Annotated in this window: 17 protein-coding genes; 2 read left to right on the top strand and 15 right to left on the bottom strand. The window is 46.5% G+C overall.

All coding sequences use genetic code 11. The features are described 5' to 3' along the window. Positions 1–4: 4 nt before the first annotated feature. From fur to M1K58_RS01920, 3 genes are all read right to left on the bottom strand, one after another. Complete coding sequence (gene fur / locus M1K58_RS01930; protein WP_306220215.1) at positions 5–487, bottom strand: ferric iron uptake transcriptional regulator; 483 nt, start codon at positions 485–487, stop codon at positions 5–7. 99 nt (positions 488–586) lie between these two features. Next, positions 587–1933, bottom strand: a complete 1347-nt coding sequence (locus M1K58_RS01925) for a (Fe-S)-binding protein (RefSeq protein WP_372339088.1) — start codon at positions 1931–1933, stop codon at positions 587–589. Then, on the bottom strand, positions 1926–3338 hold the full coding sequence (locus M1K58_RS01920; RefSeq protein ID WP_256756978.1) for an FAD-linked oxidase C-terminal domain-containing protein: 1413 nt from the start codon (positions 3336–3338) through the stop codon (positions 1926–1928). Before M1K58_RS01920 ends, M1K58_RS01925 begins: the two co-directional genes overlap by 8 nt. 121 nt (positions 3339–3459) lie before the next feature. On the opposite strand from M1K58_RS01920, the gene M1K58_RS01915 reads away from it, so the two are divergent. Beyond that, on the top strand, positions 3460–4152 hold the full coding sequence (locus M1K58_RS01915) for a FadR/GntR family transcriptional regulator (RefSeq protein ID WP_256756977.1): 693 nt from the start codon (positions 3460–3462) through the stop codon (positions 4150–4152). Positions 4153–4214: 62 nt separating this feature from the next. On the opposite strand, the gene M1K58_RS01910 is transcribed toward M1K58_RS01915, so the two are convergent. The 12 genes from M1K58_RS01910 to M1K58_RS01855 all read right to left on the bottom strand — a co-directional run bounded on the left by M1K58_RS01910 (position 4215) and on the right by M1K58_RS01855 (position 21214). Continuing rightward, entirely contained in the window at positions 4215–5864 is a 1650-nt protein-coding gene (locus M1K58_RS01910; protein WP_256756976.1) for a hypothetical protein, read from the bottom strand. Positions 5865–5887: 23 nt separating this feature from the next. Continuing rightward, positions 5888–6709: a carbohydrate ABC transporter permease gene (locus M1K58_RS01905; RefSeq protein WP_256756975.1), complete on the bottom strand. Its 822-nt coding sequence runs from the start codon at positions 6707–6709 to the stop codon at positions 5888–5890. 18 nt (positions 6710–6727) lie between these two features. Further along, complete coding sequence (locus M1K58_RS01900; protein ID WP_256756974.1) at positions 6728–7627, bottom strand: carbohydrate ABC transporter permease; 900 nt, start codon at positions 7625–7627, stop codon at positions 6728–6730. A 97-nt stretch (positions 7628–7724) separates the two neighbouring features. Further along, positions 7725–9191 (bottom strand): ABC transporter substrate-binding protein, encoded by a 1467-nt coding sequence (locus M1K58_RS01895; protein ID WP_256756973.1) that lies wholly within the window; start codon positions 9189–9191, stop codon positions 7725–7727. Between the two features lie 142 nt (positions 9192–9333). Then, positions 9334–10929, bottom strand: coding sequence for a response regulator (locus tag M1K58_RS01890; RefSeq protein WP_256756972.1), 1596 nt, complete (start codon positions 10927–10929; stop codon positions 9334–9336). Between the two features lie 18 nt (positions 10930–10947). Then, positions 10948–12729, bottom strand: coding sequence for a sensor histidine kinase (locus tag M1K58_RS01885; RefSeq protein WP_256756971.1), 1782 nt, complete (start codon positions 12727–12729; stop codon positions 10948–10950). 95 nt (positions 12730–12824) lie between these two features. After that, positions 12825–15548 carry a glycoside hydrolase family 78 protein gene (locus M1K58_RS01880; RefSeq protein WP_256756970.1) on the bottom strand — a complete coding sequence of 908 codons (2724 nt, stop codon included), beginning with the start codon at positions 15546–15548 and terminating at the stop codon, positions 12825–12827. After that, positions 15545–16468 (bottom strand): nucleoside hydrolase, encoded by a 924-nt coding sequence (locus M1K58_RS01875; protein WP_256756969.1) that lies wholly within the window; start codon positions 16466–16468, stop codon positions 15545–15547. The genes M1K58_RS01880 and M1K58_RS01875 overlap by 4 nt, the downstream gene beginning before the upstream one ends. A gap of 22 nt (positions 16469–16490) precedes the next feature. After that, entirely contained in the window at positions 16491–17987 is a 1497-nt protein-coding gene (locus M1K58_RS01870; protein WP_256756968.1) for an FGGY family carbohydrate kinase, read from the bottom strand. After that, a complete protein-coding gene (locus tag M1K58_RS01865; RefSeq protein WP_256756967.1) occupies positions 17984–18934 on the bottom strand; it encodes a transketolase family protein in 951 nt (316 codons plus the stop codon). Before M1K58_RS01865 ends, M1K58_RS01870 begins: the two co-directional genes overlap by 4 nt. Further along, positions 18918–19787: a transketolase gene (locus M1K58_RS01860; RefSeq protein WP_256756966.1), complete on the bottom strand. Its 870-nt coding sequence runs from the start codon at positions 19785–19787 to the stop codon at positions 18918–18920. The genes M1K58_RS01865 and M1K58_RS01860 overlap by 17 nt, the downstream gene beginning before the upstream one ends. After that, on the bottom strand, positions 19784–21214 hold the full coding sequence (locus M1K58_RS01855; RefSeq protein WP_256756965.1) for an L-fucose/L-arabinose isomerase family protein: 1431 nt from the start codon (positions 21212–21214) through the stop codon (positions 19784–19786). Before M1K58_RS01855 ends, M1K58_RS01860 begins: the two co-directional genes overlap by 4 nt. A 321-nt stretch (positions 21215–21535) precedes the next feature. On the opposite strand from M1K58_RS01855, the gene M1K58_RS01850 reads away from it, so the two are divergent. Next, complete coding sequence (locus tag M1K58_RS01850) at positions 21536–22585, top strand: LacI family DNA-binding transcriptional regulator (protein WP_256756964.1); 1050 nt, start codon at positions 21536–21538, stop codon at positions 22583–22585. Positions 22586–22626: the final 41 nt, after the last annotated feature.

The raw sequence follows: 22626 nt of genomic DNA, 5'->3' as shown, positions 1-22626 counted from the left end.
GACGTCAGGAGACGGCTTTTCCCAGTTTCTTGCACGGCTTACTATTATTTTTGCACTTATTGTATACGCCAGTGAAATCTAGACGATGATCGGTCACTTGAAAGCCATATTCACGAGCAATTTTTTGCTCCAAATCCGTTAACCAATCGTCTTCTATTTCCTCCAGTGCTCCGCACACGCCGCAGATCAGATGGTGGTGCATATGCTCGTGCCCTTCAAAACGAAGATCGAAACGAGCGACCCCGTCTCCAAAATTCATTTTCTGCACAATATGCAATTCCGCGAGTAGCTCCAAAGTACGATAGACCGTGGCAAGACCTATTTCAGGAAATTTCCTTTTCACCAGCATGTATACATCCTCGGCGCTTAAATGATCCTTCTCATTCTCAAGCAGCACCTTTAGCGTAATTTCACGTTGAGGAGTAAGTTTGTATCCTTTAACCGTCAATTGGCGATTAATCTTGTCGATTTGCTCCACGATATCCATTCTGTTGCTCACCCCAGCTTCCATCTCAAATTCAAGTGTGTAATTATTACTTATAATAACGGAGATAGGAATAAAAATCAAAAAGCAATTCATTGTAACCTAATTAAGTCCCTTCATCCGTTCATACAAAAAATCAACGATATGAATGGCCTGCATCTGATTGTTGTCGGCATGCTTATCAATTCCCAGCTTCATCTGCAACAGACACCCCGGATTACTCGTCACGATATAATGAGGTCTTGTCGCATTTACGTGCTGCATTTTGTGATCAAGAATTTGATTCGCCATCTCAGGCTGCGTTACATTATATATCCCTGCCGAGCCGCAGCATGAACCTGCATCTTGCATTTCCACAAAGTCAACATTAGGTAATGAAGATAATAGCTTCCTTGGCGCAGCTCCTGCTTTCATTACATTCTTCAAATGACACGAATCTTGATAGGTGATGCGGACAGGCTCCGATTTATCATTACTGTTGTTAAATAGAAGCGGGTTTCCCTTTTCCACCAAAATGGCACTAATATCTTTAACTCTTTTTGCAAACCATAAGCTTTGCTCCTGCCACTCCGGTTCATCGTGTAGCAGGTGATCGTATTCGACCAGGATTGCCCCGCATCCACCTGCATTAGAGATGATGTAATCGACACCCGCTTCCTGGAAAGCGCGAATATTATTTTTGGCTAGCTCTTTCGCTTGCGTCGTTTCTCCACTATGAGCATGTAAAGCGCCACAGCAATTTTGTTGATCTGGGATGACCACTTCGAACCCTGCTTCAGTGAGTAACCCCACCGTTTTATAATTTGTTTCCATGAATAACGTATCCATTAAGCAACCCCTGAACATGCCAACCGTAGCAATCTTCTTGCCTTTAGCCGGAATACGAGTACCAAGCTGATCAACAACCCCTTTACCCGATGCTTTAGGCAATATCCGTTCTAAGGAAGACAATTGTTTGGAAAATAGCTTGACTGCTCCTGTTTTACGAACAACGCTTTGAAGCCCTGACCTTTGATAAAAGCGGAGGCCTTTGCCCAGCATTTTCATCCGACCTTGATGCGGAAATAATTGCTTAAATACGAGCTTACGAACTCCCTTTACCCATACACGATGCTGTGTAGTATGGTCTTCAATAGCATCTCTGGCTTGCTCGATCAATTGACCGTACTTTACATCTGCAGGACAAGCTGGCTCGCAGGCTCTGCAGCCAAGGCAATGACTCATTTGTTCCTCGAAACGAACATCCGGCTCCATTAAACCGTCTACTGCCGCTTTCATGAGAGCGATACGCCCACGCGGGGATTCTGCTTCAATTCCTGTTTCCTTGAATGTTGGACAAGCTGGCAAACAAAAACCGCAGCGCATACAATTCGTTAGTTGATCGTAATCCAGCTTTAGCTGCAAGGTTTGCCGTAACGCTTCGGATGTTGAGGATGATGAATTAGCCACGATTAAGCACCACCCTACGTCTTGTTTCTTTTGCAAATATTTTACCGGGATTTAACAAGTGCATCGGATCGAACGCTAGCTTAATCCCTTTCATCAATTCAATACCTGCTGCGCCTACTTTCCACTCCAGAAACGGAGCCTTAACTAACCCAACCCCATGCTCCCCTGTTATGGTGCCTCCCAAAGCGATGGCTGCTTCGAATATTTCGGCGAATGCCTCTTCAACGCGATGAATTTCTTCCTTATCTCGTGCATCCGTCGTTGCCGTTGGATGAAGATTGCCGTCTCCAGCATGTCCGAACGTGCAAATCTGTACATTATATTTGAGGGCAATGCGATTGATTTCCAATACCATTTCCGCAATCTTGGAACGGGGAACCGTCGCATCCTCCAGAATGGTCGTTGGACGTAATCTTGCCAATGCCGTAAAAGCACTACGTCTTGCGGTTAATAGCTTCAACGCCTCTTCTTGATTATTAGCAATACTGATTTGCGCCGCTTGCTCTTCTCGGCATATTTCGGAAATCCGTTGAATATCACGCTCCACCATCTCAGGCTCTCCATCCTGCTCAATGAGAAGAATAGCTGCCATATCCAGAGGTAGACCTAGCTTGGCATAATCATCTACAACTTTAATCGTTGGATTATCCATAAATTCAAGCGTTGCAGGGATAATTCGGTTCTCAATAATATGAGAAACTGTGCGAGCTGCGCTATATAAATCCGTGAACATCGCGAGCATCGTCTTCTTGTGCTTAGGCATGGGAATAAGCTTTAGTGTCGCTTCCGTAATAATCGCCAAAGTCCCTTCTGATCCGATCAGAAGCTTTGTTAGATCATAACCAGCTACATCCTTCATTAATTTGCCGCCTGTACGCACGATTTCCCCCGAAGCTAGAACACACTCCAGCCCTAAAACATAATCCTTCGTTGTCCCATATTTTAAGCCGCGAAGCCCACCAGAGCATTCTGCAATATTACCTCCGATTGTTGAAATAGACATGCTGCTTGGATCCGGAGGGTAGAACAGTCCCATTCCTTCAACATGCTCGATGAATTGCTTCGTGATCATCCCAGGCTGAACCGTTGCCGTTAGATTTTGCAAATCAACCTCTAATATGGCATTCATTCGGTGCATGACCATAACGACACCCCCTTGGACAGGGACGGTACCTCCACACAGATTCGTACCCGATCCCCGGCTAACAAGCGGAACATGGTTCCTATTAAGTATTTTCATAATGGCCGATACTTCTGCTGTATCCTTGGGGTAAATTACTCCATCAGGTAAAGATTGAAGCATGGGTGTACCATCATAAGAATGTGTGACCAGTGATTCTTCATCATCCTTGAAGTAGTTTTGACCCACTATATCCCTTAGTTCCTGCTTAATCGTGTTATTCATTGTGAGACTCAGTCCCCCTATATTAGTATTCATTTTGTAATTGATCATGTGATCAGATGACTTTTACATTAGTTTAACGTATGCTTTAATTGTTGTATATCATTTTTATGGAGGTTTTTCTGTGTCATTCCAGAAAATCATGACTTTAAAAGGGTCTGAAGTCATTCAGCAGCAGATAAAAGAGCAAATTACATCACATATTTATGCTCCTGGCTCGAAATTGCCTACTGTAGTCGAATTAGCAGAAAGCTTTGCTGTCGGTCGTTCGACGGTGAGAGAAGCACTAAGTGCATTAAAAGCGATGGGTTGGGTGACCATCCGACATGGAGGGGGGACCTTTGTAAGCCTACAGCCACCTAAAGAGGATAACATCGAGCTAGATTACAATACGACATTGTTGCAGGAAGTACTCGAAGTGCGTAAATTCATTGAGATGGGTTCGGCCTCTCTTGCCGCCAAGCATAGAACAGACGACGATATCCTCCACTTAAAAGCAACGCTCTCAGCAATGGAAGCGGCACTCCATGACGAAGAAGGTAGTGATCAAGCGGATTTTCAATTTCATCTGCAGATCGCTAAAGCCTCGCATAATTCAATATTGAGCTCGATGATGGAATCTATGACTGACAGAATGCGCGAAAGCATGAAAGAATCGCGCCGACTCTGGTTTTTCGCTGAGCGTGCCTCAACAGAGAAGCTTCTGCAAGAGCATAAGGATATCGTCGACGCAATTGAAGCCATGGATGAGAAGCTAGCTGGGGAAAGAATGCTACAGCACTTGTTAAAGGTAGAGAGAGTGCTTGCTAGAAAATAAAGAGGCTCGGGAGCGATGTCCCCAGCCTCATCTTTCTATCCGATTAGATGCTTATCACTTCTTTATTTCCGAAATATTTCAAAGTCAAGCGTAAACCCACGGGAATCGCCACGATATATTCTTAGCTCGGTATTCGCGAAGCGCTGCATCCAGCAATCCCTGCTTCCCAGAAACGGGAGCATCGTTTCACGAACTCTCTCATCTGTCAGGAAACCCCTTGTAACCAGCCAGTTACCCTCACCTACTTGTCCGCTATGCCTCCAGAGCGTCGGTGTCAGCCAGCTCGCGATTATGACCGTCGCACCCGATTCAGCCTGACTGCGTACTGCGGTCAGCGTTTCGGCAGAGAGCCGTGAACCAGCTACCACAATCAGTTTCGGTTGGCCAAGCTCCTTCTCCGTGACCTTTTCATCGAATACAAGCACATTGTTCATCGGCTCAAATAACGAATGTACCCGTTGATCAGCTTCGAATAGAATTCCTGCCTCAAGCGGAAATCGATCCGCCGCGGTGTTCGCCTTCAACTGATGTCTGGGGAAAGTATATCCGGGAATGTGCATACAGCTTCCATGAGCAGGAATCGTTCCATGGCTGAGTAAATGCCATACTTGAAAAACGCTTTGGCTTGCATCCTCAGCACGTAATTGGCGATTACCATACAAGCGTTCATTCTGGCCATAGTTACTGTCATCGGCATGAATAAACACGATATCCGCATTCGCCTCCGAGTGGCTCCACTCCAACGGATTCTCCGGTACAAATTTACGCGCAAATTCATCCCAAACCTCGCCAAATTCGGTTTTCAGAAATCGATTCTTCTCAAATCTGAGAAGTGCATCAATATTTTCTGTGAATAAGTGAGTTGGAGCCATATAGTAGCCCATTCTTAACGCGGATGCATATTCTTCAGGAGAGTGCCCGGGAAGTCCAGGGGTACGGATAAACCAGGGTCCTGTATCTGGTCCCCATAGATCCGCACAAATCCACATCTGCCGATTGTACTGCTTGGCTGCGCCCAAAGCTGACGACAGCTGCAGAGATTGGAACGACTCCTTCATCACTTTCGGACAGAGTGCCATGCCTCCGCGTGCCATCGTGTGAAACATAACCGGAAAGACATGCTCGGAAAGAAGTGGAACAGTAGCGGAATTCAGCCCATTCTGTTCCAATAGCTTATCGACATGCGATACCCTCGCCGCAACAGCATCCGTCACCTTGTCTTCAGCTTCTGCAAGAGAGAGCCCCTCCGTTATCCCCCAATGCGGGTAAAAACCATCTTTACGGTATTGGTCAGCATTGATCTGAAGGTGCTCGGGCTCATCATACAGCAAACCGATCAGCCTTCCACTGCGGGATGCCTCCAGTACCTCTTTATCGGGTATATCGTAACGGTTCGTCCCCTCTATATAAGGACCGTTGATATTGCCATACTCATTTCCTAGAACAATATCCAGGCCATGTGCAACCGCATCACGAATCATCTCGGATTGGCCCAGAGAATTAGGAAGCAGATGGTGAACGTAGAACTCTGCTCCTAATTGCTGCATGGCTTGGATGAATTCCTCCGGCTCCGGCGTCGGATCTTGTGGCGGTAACACACTGCCTGTACCTGTCCGCATAATCTGGGAGGAAGCTTCCCCCGCCCACGGATCCAACCAAGAAACGGTCGGTCCTTGTAAGCCTAGCCTCGGCTGGACGATTGACTTCTTCATGATTACCTCTCCCTCCATGCTCATCAAGCCTTAACGGCTCCACTCGTAAGCCCATGCACGAAATATTTCATAGCGAATCCAATCACAAGCATTAATGGAATCGAGGCCAGAACATAAGCCGCCATCATCGGTCCGTAATCTGTCGAATAATCATTCGAGAATGACATAATCCCCGTCACTACAGGTTTAAGCGCATTCTTATTAATCGTGACCAACGGCCAAATATAATCGTTCCAGGAGGAATGAAAATTCAGAACGGCGATCGTACCCATGATCGGCTTGGAAAGAGGCAGCACCAAGCGGGTTAGAATCGTGATTTCCCTTGCGCCATCAATTCGAAAGCTCTCGAATAGATCTTCAGGCAGCCCCGCGAAGAAGCTTCTTAGGAGAAACACAGCGATAATGCAACCGCTGGCAATTTGCGGTAAGATAACGACCCAGTAGGTGTTCAGCATATCCAATGCAACAACCAGCTTGAACATTGGAATTAAGATAAGTACTGCTGGGACCATCATTAACGCGATGATCAAATAATATAAGATCTCGCGACCGGGAAAACGATATCTAGCAAAGGCATAAGCCGCAAACGAAGAAGCGATCAGTACACCTATCACCGCTGCGACGGCTATAAAGATTGAATTCATCGCATATGGAAGAACAGCATCGAACGCCCGGCTGTAATTGTCCCAATGAATAACCGATGGAAACTTGAATACGCCTAAGCTAACTTGCATATTAGATTTCAAAGAAGTTAGAAGCATAATCAAAATCGGAAAAAAGCTAAATAAAATAAACAAAGATAATAAGAAGATCAAGATAAAGGAAGCTATCTTATTCTTGTTCATGATAAACCTCCCAAGTCATTAATGATCGTCCTCGGTCTTGATCAGTTTGTTCGAAACAATCGTCAATACCAGCATGAGAATTAACATGACGAACCCGATTGTGGAAGCATATCCGAAATCGTTGTGTCTGAATCCCGCTTGAAACATGTGTAAGCCGGGAACGAGCGTTTCGTTGCCAGGTCCCCCATCCGTCATGATCATTTGTTTGTAAAAGGATTGCATTCCGTGCAATATTCCTAATATAAAAATGAGCTTCAACTGTCCGAGGATCAACGGAATATCAATAGACAGGATCCGTTTCCAAACGCCACAGCCTTCCATCACAGACGCTTCGTGCAATGACTTAGGTATCGCTTGGAGTGCTGCGAAAACAATGAGAAGAAAGATAGGATTAATGAAAGGAAAGCCTGAGAAAATAATAGAAAATAATGCGGTATCCGTCCCTCCGAGCCAAAGCTGTGGGGAGATGCCAATGATGTCCACCAACACATTCATACCGCCAATGGACGGATTGTACAGAAACACCCAGATTAGTATGATAATAACGGACGGTACGGTGATCGTCGCGACGAACAGCGTCCGATATACATATTGCAATCGCGTGCTCTTCAAATGAAACAGCAGCTCGGCTACGATCAGCGGCATGAGCACGCCTACAGTACAATCGAATAGGATAAACCATAGTGCATTTTTCAGCGATACATAAAAAGCCTTATCCTTAAACAAGGTCACAAAATTATCAAACCCGATAAATACAGCTTCGTTGCCGCCCTTCCAATGGTAAAAGGACATTTTCAACGCCATCACAATGGGGTAATAGCTGAACAGTCCCAGAAGAACGATGAGCGGCAATAGGAATACATACGCATGCTTGAATCGATAAACGGATTTCCATAGGTTAACGCGTGGTTGCGACATGCTGAAGTACCTCCTATCTATCCACCGTGCACATCTAACAAATCCCCGCAATGGATAGCAGCTCCGGCTGCGGGGATTTGCAAAGCACGATTAGGGATTACTTATGACCGTAGTCATTTTCCTTGGACCATCCTTTTTCTTTCTTGAGCTTCGCTACTTCTTCCTTTACATTCTTATCGATAGAATCGACAAGTTGGTCGATCGTAATGTCGTCCAGAACATAGCGTTGAATTTGCTGAAATACGAATTGTCTTGGTACAGACCCCAGAATCGCATTTGAATTCAAATCGATCTGATTTTGCGGTCTATATTTTGGCAAATACATTTCTAGATTCGCATTAGGCTCCACATCGACTACAGTCGGTGTGATCCAATTCATATCCGCCAATTGGGTTGCCATCTCAGGTGACGTATAGAACATAATAAAGTCCATAACCTCGTCTTGGATGTTAGCCTTGATCGCTGAAGGCATTACGACGAATGCATCGGCGAAATCACCGAATTCTGCAGGATCTTCATTGGAGGTAGGCGCGATATCCTTCGTTATTACTGGGAATTCGAATGTGCCCCAATTAAAGGATGGCTTCATGTCGCTTGCAAATGGCTTAGCATCTATATTGATCGTAAATGCGTGCACTGTTTTTGCTTGCAGCCACATATCTCTTGCTTCTGTATTCGTCATAGCCATAGCCCCTGGCGCCCAATAAGTCGTAAACTCCTTAAAGAGCTCGTACAAGTTCCTAACCTCGGGCTTACGGATATCAATGATTCCTTCATCTATTGCCTTCACGTATTCATCCTGCTGATACTTGTTGTTCTTAAATAGGGTATCGATCTGGGGCACATATTGCTCTTGCGTCTGCTGAGCTGTAAACCTTGCGAACCAGTCCCAAGCAGCGCCAGCCTTCAGAAAACCTGAGAAGGGCTCTGCACCGATCTTCGCTTCCCGAATTTTCTTGAAATTCTCGATCATCTCGGTATAAGTAGTAGGAATTTGCAGACCCAATTGGTCATACATGTCCTTGTTATAGGCGATTTTCAATGTGACCATCGAGGTTGCCACATTGTTCAGCTTCCCGTTCTGTGGAGACCTCATGAGATTGAGATCTACCTCACGAAAGCTCTCTCCCCACTTCTTGTTCGTATATGGACTCACCTTGTCCAAATACGGGTCCATCTCCAGGATGTTATATCCCTTATCAATGTACTTGTCATACGGATTGTGGTAGCTGAAGTCCATGATTACTTCTGGCTCTTGATTTCCGGACAACTGAGCAGACATCCAAACATCGAAATCCGTGTTCGATTGAGCTACTTCTTCATAAGTGACTTTGACATTAGGTTTAACTTTTTTGTACTCCTCAATAATTTTATCCATCCCTTCTTTCTTACCAGGTCCGGCCCATGAAGAGATTTTGAATTCTACCTTCTTGCTTTCTCCCCCCGCGTTTCCGCCTTCATTTGCTCCCTTTGAATTAGAATTGCTTCCGCAGGCACTGAAAAGAAGCATGGAACTACAAATAACGGAAAGTAATGCAACTGACGACTTTGTTGACGCTTTCAATATGATTTCCCCTTTCTAAGTTAAGAATTGCACCATAGTCGGTTTCATAGCTCATGATAGATACGAAACGAGTAGAAACCGCTTACCTAAAGGTTAATCTTTAGAGAAGAGGAAGGTAATGAGGTAAACTTGTTATCGATGTTTAATTTTTGGTCTGTATCCTCTGATAGTCACTTGGTGTCATACCTGTATGCTTGCGGAACACCTGACTGAAATACCGCTGGTCCTCATAACCAGTCTTGCCCGCAATTTCATATACCTTATTTTGGGGATTTTTTAGAAATTCACACGCTTTAGCCATTCTAATTTGGGTCAAATAACTAAGATACGTTACACCCGTCGTTTTCTTAAATACTTTGCAGAAATAGCTTGGATCAATATAAAAGGTTTTAGAAATGAGCTCAAGATCAATATTCTTGTCGTAATTGGCATTCATGAACAGAATGATAGGATCAATGGGTTCTCCATTAACTCGACTGGAACGTCTATCAATAAAATCGATCGTATTCTTGAAGATGACGCCAAGCCAATGCTTGAGCTCCTCCAGAGTCTCATATCGAGACATCACTTTCTTAGAGAAAATATCCTCGTCTACGATATCATCCATATTCACACCAATTTCAGTCAGAGCCTTCCTAGTCTCGAACAGGATTTCGGTGCACATCCGGTAGACGGAGTCAGGAGACAACATGCCCGTCCGCTGTATTTTCTCGAACAAATCATCGATTACTGCATATACCTTCTCTACATCCATCTCACTGACTCCAGAGATTAAGAGCCTGGCCTGATCCTCCAAATAACCATAGGTAGACTGATCAAGCCTATTTAATTGGCTGTAATAAATCACACTGCCTTTACCTTCATACATTTTGTAACGAACAGCTGTTACTACCTCCGTATAAAGGGTGGGCAGCTCTTCCCTCCCTGCTGTCGTCGATACCCCGATCGTCAACCGCAAGCCTAACCACTTGTCAGCCGCTCTCTGAATACTCTCCAATCCTTCCCTCAGCCTAAGGAATTCATCTCCCTCTCCACTCAATACCACCACCATACGCTCCTCGATTCGAGCAACTAACGCATAAATCCCGCACTGACCAAGAGCTTCTTGGATAATTTCCATCAGCTTCATTTCACTCAGCATGCGCTGATCCTCATCCGTATCCGCAAATTCCTGATCTAGCATTACTATTTGGAATACGTCACCAGCTAGCCGGATATCGTAATACTTCAAATTCTCCTCACTAAGTTCAATAGGAGTAAGACTACCTTTAACCATATCTCCAATGAATTTTTCTCGTAAAATAGGATAGCTTTCCTGTAATCTTCGTTCAAGCGCTGATAAATCCGACTTCCTTCTCTCTCCATCGGCAAGCTGCGTGCGTATGTTGGTTAATACCGAGATCAATTCCGCTTCATCAATCGGCTTCAACAAATAGTCTGCTACCCGGCTTTTCAGTGCTCTCTTGGCATATTCGAATTCGTTAAATCCAGTTAAGACGACAAAAGCCGGCTGCAAGCCATTCGATAAGCAATCCTCAATCATCTCAAGCCCGCTTTTGTAAGGCATCTTAATATCCGTCAGAACGATATCGGGTCTCAACTGCTGCACGGCCTGAAAGCCTTCCTCCCCGTCTCTTGCCGTACCCACGATTTCGAATCCCATTCCGCTCCAATCCACAATGAGCTCAAGTCCTTTAACAATCATGGCGTCATCGTCAACAATCAGTACTGTATGCATATCCCATTTCTCCTCCTGTTAACGGTTGGCTCGATCTTTGGGTATCCTTATGAACACATTAGTATAGCTGTCACGCACACTCTCTAGGGTAAGTCCATAGGGCTCTCCGAAATACAATCGTAATCTCCGATGAACATTCCTTAAACCGATGTGGTCAATATCTGAATTCGCATCATCAAGATTGTCCTGGAGGCTGATCAGCTTGTCTGGATCTATTCCCGCACCTTCATCCCAGACTTGAATGAGTACATCGTCTTCGACTTCCGTAGCAGAGACTCGGATGAGCTTCCCGCCTCTCTTATAATTGATGCCATGCTCAATAGAGTTTTCCACCAGAGGCTGTAGGACAAGCTTCTGTAATTTAACGTTCATCAGATGATCGGGTATATCGATCTCTACCTCTAGCCGATCTTCGTATCTAATTTTTTGTAGCTTAATATAACTATGTAAATATTCCAGCTCGTCCGCTAATGTCGTGTTATTCTTCTGATCCGTCATAATGTATCGAAACAGATGACCGAGCGATTTAATCATATCCGCAGTACTCGGATCTTTGTTAATGACAGCTAGCATCCTCACAGACTCAAGTGAGTTATATAGAAAGTGAGGCTTTATTTTACTTTTCATCGCATCAAGCTCAGCCTCACGCTTGATGATTTCTACTTTGTGCATCTTATTCTTTGTTTCGTTCAAGTCCGCTACCAGCCTGTAGAAGCCTTGACCCAATCCAGCAATCTCGTCCTGCCACGAGGGCTCCTGCATAGGCCAGAAGGCAAAATCACCATTCTTGATCCGCTGCTTCACATCCTTTGACAGTCTCTTCAGCGGCTGTGTCATTCTATGAGCTAATAGAGCTGCCAAGATAAAAGCACCTATTACGCATAAGCCTGTCGAAATCATAATCATATTTTTAATTTTGTGTTGCATCTGCAACAGCTCCTCAATAGGAGCAGATACGATCAGACTCCAATCGCTGTTCGGGATAGCATCGTACACCATAAGACGATTGGCCATACCAGATGGATATAGGGTGGAAAGATCAAGTTCACGGTTTCCCTTCTGCAAGGGAAGAATACCGGGTGCAAGCGACTTTCCGACCTGGGAAGCTTCTGTTCCTGAAATCATAAGACCGTTTGCATTCCCAATCAGAATTTCGGAGCGATTAACCAAGTTCACTGAAGAATTGATAGAGGCAAATTCTCTCTCGTCAAAGCTCATAAGCACAACTCCAAGCTCCTCGAAGCGCTTCTCAGACTTGATATAATGCTTAACTTGGCGGGCAACATAAATATATTTTCCGTTATTGTTAAAGCTCCCCCAATAAGGCTTACCTTCAAGCTTTGTCACTTGCTCATGCCAATTCGTAACGGACATAGATTGCAGAACAAACGTGTTTGCTCCAGAGTAGATTTTCTCGTTCGACGTATTTATAACTGCGATCTCTTTAGCCCTTATGCCATGGATTTTCAGCTCGTACAAATATTTCTCCAGCAGCTTGGAGACACCAATTCTTTGCTGAACTGTTCCCTGCTTGTCCGACTTCAAAATCGGATCTGTTATCGCAGTGTTGGTCATGATCACAAGCGCGGCATCTGCAGCACCATCCATAAAATTTTGGGTGTTCTCCATCGAGTGCATAAGTGCAGTTTCCATCATATCCATCCCGTTCTGTTCGATCATGGCCGTGAATTTGTTAATGGTAAACACGGAAATGATCGTTGTCGGCGTGATAATGAACACCAGCAGTAAGATCAGAATTTGAGATCGAACACTACCTAATAAATGCCACCTTTTCAACATCCTCATGCCACCTCCCGTACGTAAACAACCTTCCGAAGACTTGATCTCTCCGGAAGGTTATTCGTTATCTATTCATGCTCGAATTTAAACTAGACTCATAGAGTGCTTAGGAACTCATAAGTGCCCGATGGAATATAGAATTTCAAGCTATTCTCTTCTTCTCCCATGGCTGTACACCCAGCCAGAGCAGTGTCTCCAGCTGAACCTCCGTTAATGGAAACCGTCCCTTTCGGAACCCATACCGTAGCGGTCGTATTCGGAGGAATCACAACTTTAAGACGGAATGTTCCTTTTCTTTCCTGCTCCCAATGCGAAGAGATCGTACCGTATAACGATTCGTAGGATGCTTCCACTTCAGTCAGTGCTCCACCCGGACGGGGGCGAATAATCGCATGACGGAAACCGGATGCCGCTGCGTCTGTCTCTATCCCTGCCATATATCGATACATCCATTCCCCGACGGAACCAAGAGAGTAATGATTGAAGGAGTTCATGGATGGGGTCTGGAAGCCATTGTCCTCGGTCCAACCGTCCCAACGTTCCCATATGGTCGTCGCACCGTGCTTGATCGAGTACATCCAAGAAGGAAACTCCTCTTGGGTTAACAGCTGATAAGCGACATCCAGACGGCCATTATCCGTAAGTGCAGGAAGCAAGTAACCTACCCCTAGGAATCCCGTAGACAATCGATCACCTCGCTGTTTAATATCCGCTGTCAGGTGTGCAACAGCCTTCTCTCGGAGCTCATCGGTCAATAATCCAAATTGTAGCGCTAGTACATATACGGTTTGGGTGTGACCTCGAATAACTCCAGCTTCATCGACGAATGCACCTCGGAATGCCGCTGCTATATCCACGAACAAGGCTTGATAATGCGCCTCATCATCCGTTTTTCCTAACGCACCTGCAATACGCGATAGCAGCTTTGTGCTGTAAGCAAAATAAGCTGTAGCAAGCACTTCATTAGGCGTATCCGCGCCAATCGATAACCAGTCTCCATAATTGGCATAGTCCGGACGAACAAGGTTATCTGTGCTGCAACGCAAATATTCAACCCAACGTTCCATAGCGCCATAGTTAGCCTCTAGAATACGCGTATCCCCGTACATCAGATACAGAGTCCATGGAATAACGACACCTGCATCCCCCCAGCCCGAATTGTCCGGCGCATACCAATTCAGTCTCGTGTTCCACATTTTATGCCGAATCCATCCTGCATCCGGAGCGACATCGGTGAATGCCCCTGAAGGAAGCTGGCAATCTAGCATATCCTGATAGAACTTAGTGAAAAATTGCGAGACATCCATGTTATAGGATGCTGTACGAGCAAATATTTGCGCATCACCCGTCCACCCCAGTCGCTCATCGCGTTGAGGACAATCCGTTGGAACCGATAGGAAGTTGCCTCTCTGTCCCCACGTAATATTCGAATAAAGCTTATTTATCTTCTCATCTGAAGTACGCAGACTTCCGGTTTTAGGCGTATCGGAATGGACTACCTTGCCGACAATCGTGTCGAGATCAGCTTCACCCGGATAGCCGATCAGCTCGACATATCGGAAGCCGTGGAAGGTGAAGTTCGGCTCGTAGCGCTCTTCTCCTTCGCCCTTAAGGATATAATGATTCTGCTGAACAGCCACACGTAAGTTATCCAAATACATCGAACCGTCCGGATTAAGCATTTCCGCATGACTTAACGTAATTCGCGTTCCGCGCTTACCGTTAACCTTCACTTCCGTCCAGCCCACCATATTTTGTCCCATATCATAAATATAGGTTCCGATGTCTGTCTTACGAATACTGATCGGCTTAAGAACTTCTGTCGTCCGTATAGGAGGTTCGAGAGTTGCGCTCAGAACCCCATTGTAACCTGGACGTACATCTGGCTTCTCCCAAGCAGAGTCGTCATAGTTAGTCGTGTCCCAGCCGCTCAGTTCCTTCGTCGCGTCATAGGTTTCACCTTTGATCATGTCAGAATAGAGGATCGGACCTGTTGTCACTGCCCAGCTACCATCGGTAACTACGCTGTCGCGGCTTCCGTCTTCATACTCGATGTTCGTCTGCAGGAGGAAAAAAGGTCTTTCTCCATATACTTTATCGCCTAGAAATCCAACCGTCCCTGAATACCAGCCATCTCCCAAAATAACGTTGAACGTATTGTCGCCCGCTTGCAGCTGTCCCGTAATATCGTAGGCTTGCACTTGCGTACGAACGTTGTAGTCCGTCCATCCCGGTGCGAACCAATCTCCACCCACGCGGGCACCGTTTACACTTAACTTATAGACACCAAGTGCGGTCGCATAGGCAGTTGCGCGCTTAATAGGACCGCGAATTGCGAATGTTTTACGTAAATAAGGGGAGGGCAATAGCTGCTTCTCCAGTTCAGGTTTATGTTCATCTGATCCCGAAGCGTCCTCGGAAATTACATTCGTCACAGGCTTACGTCCGATCCATTTCCCCTTCCAAGCCAGACGAGAGAGCAATCCAATACTCCAGAATGCAGACTCGCTCCATTCGGATTGCTGATCTTCGCCATCCCAAACACGAACCTTCCAATAATAAACGCCTTCCTGCTTAAGCGTTTTACCTTCATATACAATCTGAATGGATTTGCTGGTAGCCACTTTACCGCTATCCCACATATCGGCATCGTTAAGATCAAGCTGCTGTTGGGATGAGGCTACGAGAATCTGATAAGCGGTTTGTCGTACAGCTTGCTCCTCGGTTTCTATTCTCCAGAAAAGACGGGGCGCAAGTGTACTTAGCCCGAGCGGATTGATCGCATATTCTGTTTTGCAGCCTACTATTTTAAGTGTCATGATGGCGTTCTCCCCTTCTCTTCGTTGTAAGCATGGAACAATACTAGCTTAGCGTACATGTCCTCAAGTGTGAACCTGGAATCTACATAGCGATAAACTCGGATGATTCGTCCATCCTCCCGGTCCTCATAGCTCATATCCTCGCGAATATATGGGGCCTTGCGCAAGTCGTATTCGAATGTGTGATCATCGATCAGAAGCGACACTGCGGGAGAATCCCCAAGCATCCACATCTCACCTTTAGGCCACCTCGCATGATGTCTCGGTAATAGGTTGAATTCGACTAACTGCTCGTACAAATACTTCCCGATTTCTCCATAGGGACGAACTCTAACCGCTAGCTCAGCCAAGCTAACCCGGATCATGGAATAGACGTTCTTAGGAACCTGCCACAACGGTATCGGAGATTGGAACACGATATTCGCTGCTTTAATATCGTTTTGTAAATTAAATTCCTCTGCACCATGTGGATACGTTCCGCCTCCAATCCAAACCGCTGTTAACTTGTCTGCAATTTGAGGCTCCATTAAATAAGCGGAAGCCAGATCCGTTAGCGGACCGAGGAAAATGACGTACAACGGTAACGGATCATCCTTCAGCGCCTCACGGATAATCAGCTCGGCACCTTCAGAGATAACGGGGATCGACTCATTCTCAAGCGCATGTGGAGCACCCTTATAGAGTGGAACAGTATGTTCCATATCCATTAGCTTCAGCACCTTACTTGCTTCCGCATACGATTCCTCCATCGTCGTTGTCGTACGTGTACCGAAGTGTGCTGCGATGATTCCAGCAATGTGGAACCTTGGCGTCAGTAGCGCATGTACGATCGCATATTGATCATCAGCTTCGTTCGCTGGATCCGTATTTATGATGACGCGTATTCTTTTGTTATCGGCGATCTGGAAGGGCATGATCATATGTACCGACTCCTTAGATTCGTTAATTTAATGCCGCTTCTGCGGTAAGAACTCCCTTGAGCGCGGCTTGCCAGCCTTTGTCTAGGCGACTGCGTTCTTCCTCATCCATATGAGGAATATACGTCTGCCGCTTGCGATAGAAGCTAGCCAGCTCTTGTTCGTTAGCCCATACGCCGAGCGCTAGCCCGCCGATGTAAGCCGAGCCGAGCGCGGACAGCTCCGCGGTCTCGGAAGAAACGACCGGAACATTAAGCAGATCCGCCTGGAGCTGCATCAATGTTCCATTCGTCGTTGCACCCCCGTCGACGCGAAGCTCGGCGAGGTGCATGCCCGTATGTCGCTCCAGTAGACGGACGGCGTCCGTCACCTGATAAGCGATGCTCTCGACTGTGGCGCGAAGCAGATGGCGGCGATCGGAGGAACGGTTCATTCCGACGAAGGCTGCGCGAGCGCGCGGGTTCCAATGAGGTGCGCCGAGGCCGACGAAGGCCGGCACTAGGTACACGCCGCCGGTATCCGGGATGGCGGTGATCATCTCTTCAAGCTCTTCAAAGGTGCGGTATAACCCCATCTGATCACGAGCCCAGTTCAAGCTGTCTCCTGTCGAATGAATGATCGCTTCTAGCGCATATTCTACACGTCCACCGACACCCCAGGCGATAGCAGATACTAAGCCGCCCGACGCCTGAATCGGCTTCTCACCCACATTCATGAGAATCGATGTGCCAGTGCCGAACGTTCCTTTGGCCATACCAGAATGGATACACTGCTGTCCGAATAAGGCACCTTGCGAATCTCCGATCACGCCTGCAATCTGTGCGCCCTCGGGAAACAGCTCGGGCTCATCAATCCGTCCAAACAAGTGATCACTTGGGTAAACCTGCGGCAGAATACTCAAGGGTACACCGAAGAGTTCAGCCAGCTCCTCATCCCATTGTAACGTATGAATATTAAATAACTGCGTTCTGCTCGCATTCGTGTAATCGGTTGCATGAACACGCCCACCTGTTAGCTTCCATAGTAGCCAGCTATCGATCGTGCCTGCCATGAGGTCAGCAATGGTGTGGTCAGTCGAATGATGATCAAGCAGCCAGCGCCATTTCGCTGCAGAGAAGTAGGGATCGAGCAGCAAGCCTGTTTTGGCTTGTACAAAGGCTTCTTTACCTTCTGCCTTCAATCGGTCGCAGAAATCTGCGGTCCGACGACATTGCCATACAATGGCATTCGCTTCTGGCAAGCCTGTTTTCCTATTCCAGATTAACGCTGTCTCTCGTTGATTCGTAATCGTAATTCCCGCAATTTCCGCGGGAGACAAATCGGCTTGGGTGAGCACACCTCGAATGACAGACTTCACATTATGATAGAGCTCCATTGGGTCGTGCTCCACCCAACCCTCTTGAGGATAGTATTGCTGATGGGGCATCGCGAGCTTGCTCACGATGCGCCCCTCATGATTCGTCAAGATCGCCTTGGTTCCTGTCGTGCTCTGATCAATCGTTAGCAGAATTGAGCCGTTCATCTCTGCTGCTCCTTCTTCGCAAGCCGCTCTTGAGCGATTGCTAATACATTCTCTGCTGAGAGTCCATAATGGCGGAAAATTTCAGAAGTCTTACCCGCAATAGCCGGCTCGTCAGGAATCCCGAGAATATGAACCGGTACTGGACATGAGCTGGAGGTGACTTCGGCAACAGCCGCGCCCAGCCCCCCATAGATGCTATGCTCCTCCAGCGTAATAATCAAGCCTGTTTCCCTTGCCGCACTAAGTATAGCTTCCACATCAAGCGGCTTAATCGTATGCATATTAAGCACCCGCGCGTGAATGCCCTGCTTCGCCATGAGCTCAGCTGCATCTAATGCGATCCGGACGGTTTCACCTACTGCAATTAAAGTCAAATGTTCGCCATTTTTCATTTGAACCGCCTTGCCGATCTCGAACTCATAATCCTCCGACTCATAGACGTCTTCAACCGGATTACGACCAATTCGGACATATACGCCGCCATCATGCTTAACGAGAGCCTCCGTCAGCTTCTTCGTCTCATGCCGATCCGCAGGAACAACAACCGCTAAACCTGGGATCGCCCGTGTTACCGCATAATCCTGCAAGGAATGATGCGACATGCCCAGCGCTCCGTAGCTCACGCCTCCGCTAATACCAATAAGCTTAACGTTAGTCCCCGAATAGGCGACATCAACTTTGATTTGCTCGATGCTGCGCATGCTCAGGAAACATGCAGGTGAGGTAACAAAAGGTATTTTACCACTGTGTGCTAGCCCGGATGCGATACCTACAATATTCTGTTCAGCGATCCCTGTCTCTACGAATTGGTCTGGATATTGCTTCGCAAAAGGTGCCATAGCCGCAGACCCACGAGAATCGCTCGTCAGCACCATAATATCTCTATCTGTTTGAGCCAGCTCCAATAGCTTCTCGCACATGGCCTGACGATTAGGAATGGTTTGCATGAGTAGGAACACTCCCTTCTGCCTGATTCGTAAGCGCTGCTGTCAGCTCATCAATAGCTCGCTGCAGCTCTGCATCATTCGGAACATGATGATGCCATTCTGGAACATTTTCAGCGAAGGATACGCCTTTGCCCTTAATCGTATTCGCAATGACAAGCGTAGGTTTACCGGCTACCTGCGGCGCAGATTCGAACGTGTGAACCAGTTGGTCATAGTCATGTCCATCAATAGATACAACGTTCCAACCAAAGGCTTCCCACTTCTTATCAAGAGGATCAATTCCCATGACATCCTCTGTGGAACCACTAATCTGCAGCCGATTACGGTCGATAATACCCACGAGATTATCTAGCTTATAATGAGCACCAGCCATCGCGGCTTCCCATACGGAGCCCTCCGCTTGCTCTCCGTCACCCATCAGGCAGAACACCCGGGTAGGTCTGCTATCCTTCCGTGCGGCGAGTGCCATTCCAACGGAAACGGACAAGCCGTGACCGAGTGCTCCCGTATTCATCTCAATCCCTGGCACCTTGTTATTCGGATGACCAATTAGGCGAGTGCCGAACTGACAGAAAGTAGAAAGCTCCTCCTTGGGGAAATAACCGAGATCGGCGAGTATACACCAGAGCGACTCTACAGAGTGACCCTTACTCGCTATAAAACGATCCCGATCCGGCCATTTCGGATTAAGCGGATCATGGCGCATGACGCGATAATACAATGCTGTCAATACATCTGTGTTACTAAGCGAGCCTCCGGTATGCCCCATCTTTGCTCCATGAATCAGTCGAAGCAGGTCCATGCGGATTTGTAGAGATTTATTACGCAGGTTTTCTGTCGTAGTCATCCTCATACACTTCCTCTCAGCCAAGCTTGAATTTGCGCCTCTGTCGGATCAACAGGATCTGGCGTTAAGCCTGGGATGTAGGAGCACGCTTCATATAAAGAAGGAATAACATTTGCATGAATCCCAACGGAATGATGAACATAAGGACCTTTAACCAGCTTCTCTTCCCACAACGGCCAATCATTGACCTCTACCCACACATAGGAGCCACGAGTGTAAGGACCTTGAATCCCACGAGCTTTGCCAAGGAACAGCTGATATTCTCCATGATCGCCGTCAAATCGAGCCAGCGTCATATCCCCTCCTCGAATCTCACCTTCGTGTGTTCCCGGTGCATGGTCATCGAATAGAAAATGCTTGCGCATCTTCGGCTTATCTTCAACAGATAAGGATACAGGGAAGTTCCCACAATGAAATAACAGCTCTCCATTTGCATTCTCAGGATGGCGAATCGTTAAATCTGCGAAAAAGGTTGGTGCTTCGTTCATCGCTGCAGCCTGCACCATGATAGATGTGATCGCACCATGGATATCCGTTTCACAGGTAACTGGGATCTGCTCGTCTGTGAGTAGTGCATTCGCTAGGCATGGCATGATTCCAATCGCATCTTGCAGGGAGGACCAGCATTGAATGGCAATCGCAGTGCTCCCCGTATCTATCGCATACTTCTTCATCGCAACTTTTAACGCAGCTACTCGGCGTACATCATCGTCCGTCACTTCAGAAATATCAAGCTTCTCGCGTATATAAGTTATCGCCTCTTGCATCTCTGTGCTGTTTTTCTTCTCTTGGTTTTTCGCGGCTTTCGTTATATCCACAAGAGTGATCGGGTACAGCTCAATTCCGAAACGCTCCAGCAGCTCTCCTTCATTACACATCATCGTCCAGAAAGAATGAGGACGTGGACCAATCTGCAGAATACGCAGCTTTCGGAATTGCCGAACGACGTTAGCCGCCGATACGAAATTTTTGAATCCTCTTTCGAAGACAGGGTCATTCACTCTGCTATTCGTGATGTAAGTAAAAGGTACATTGAATCGACGTAGCACCTTACCCGTGGCAAAAAGTCCACATTGGGTATCGCGTAACCGCATTCCATCCTCTAATGGCGCTTCATCTCTTGGACCCCATAGCAATACGGGCTTGCCCAGGCTTTTAGCTACACGGGCGACTGTATCCTCCGTACCGAAGTTGCAATGCGGGAAAAATACCGCATCCACATTTTGTTGCTTGAAGCGCTCTGCAATTTGATCCGCGTTGATGTGATCATCATAGAGCAAGCCTTCTGAATTCAGACCCTCTAGGTCAACAATATCGATGTCCATTCCAAAGGAATCCATCTTCTCTCGGATAAGCACCTTATACTTAAAAGCATCCTCTTCGCTAAATGTGAAACGACGCGTTGGCGCGTACCCTAGCTTTAATTTTTTCATCGTAATATCCCCCTAAACTAAACTAAATTATTAACTAAACATTATGGCTGTAACGCCCTAAATACAACTAAACTGATTACTTGTTTTCATCCTAACATCGTATTTTAACCCCGTCAATACAAATCAATGAACCTATTTAGCTTAAATTTAGTTTATTTTTAATAAACTCAACTAAACTAAAACCATTGATTATTGCTATTGTTTAGAAACAATTGTAAACTAAACTTATTATTTGTTGAGATACTTCAATCGTTTCGTCTTACTATCATGACGAGGCTTACTATTTACTTAGAAAATTTGGTGAAGATGGGGAATGTTAGCGTGAAAATGGAGGATATTGCCAAGCAAGCCAATGTCTCTAAATCGGCTGTGTCACTTGCTCTTAATGGCAAACCCGGTATTAGCGAGGAAACGCGTGAAAAGATTATCCGAATTGCACAAGAGTCGGGGTATATCACGAAGAGAAGATCGGCTCCTTCCCAAGAGCGCCCCCTATCTTCCCTGTTATTTCTCGTATGTGCGAATTCAGGGATCGTATTAGAGCAGTATTATCAACAGCCCTTCTTTCGGGAATTGATTCATTATATTGAGGAACGCTGCCGCTCTAAAGGGTATTCCTTACAATTCACCTCCCTTGATACGGAAGCGTTGGAGCAGAACTTAAAAAGCCTTAGTGAGGATAATCGGAATAGAGGCGTTATTCTACTTGGGACAAATTTGAGCAAACAGCAGATCGTAAGTATCGCGGAACAGCTGCCGCATCTAGTTGTGCTCGATACTTGCTTCGAAACGTTGCCGATCCCTTTTGTAGAAATTAATAATGTGATGGGGGCTTATCAAGCAGGCGCTCATTTATATGAGATCGGACACCGGGAAATCGGTTATGTCGCCTCTAATGTACGTATCCACAATTTCAACTCCCGCAAGCGAGGCTTTATGTCTGCGCTTCAGGACAGAACGCATACGATTCCCGATAGCCGCATGTTCTCGGTCTCTCCGACGATTCTTTACTCGCAAGAATCGATGAGAGAGCAGCTTCAGGCTTATTTGCAAGCGAACGGTCGTCTTCCAACTGCTTTATTCTGTGAGTGCGACTATATCGCCATTAGTACGATGAAGACACTGAACGAGTTAGGCTTCCGAGTGCCGGAGGATGTATCCGTTATCGGCTTTGATAATATTACGGAGTCTATGGTCATCTCCCCTGAGCTCACAACGATTCACGTTGAGAAGGAGAAAATGGCACAGGTCGCCGTCGACTTGCTTATCGAGCGGATGGAAGAAGGCTTGAGCGTGACAACAAAAACAACGATCGATACGAAATTCATCGAAAGATTGTCCTGTCGTGCTCCTGCGAACCCCTCCAAATAGCTACAATTAGATATAGATGTCAGTCAAATTGCTACGGGGCT

Origin of the sequence: Cohnella sp. WQ 127256, assembly GCF_024519285.1 — a bacterium.
Lineage (GTDB): Bacteria > Bacillota > Bacilli > Paenibacillales > Paenibacillaceae > Cohnella.
Note: the sequence above shows the minus strand (reverse complement) of the source record. Positions and strands in the feature narration are given on the sequence as shown.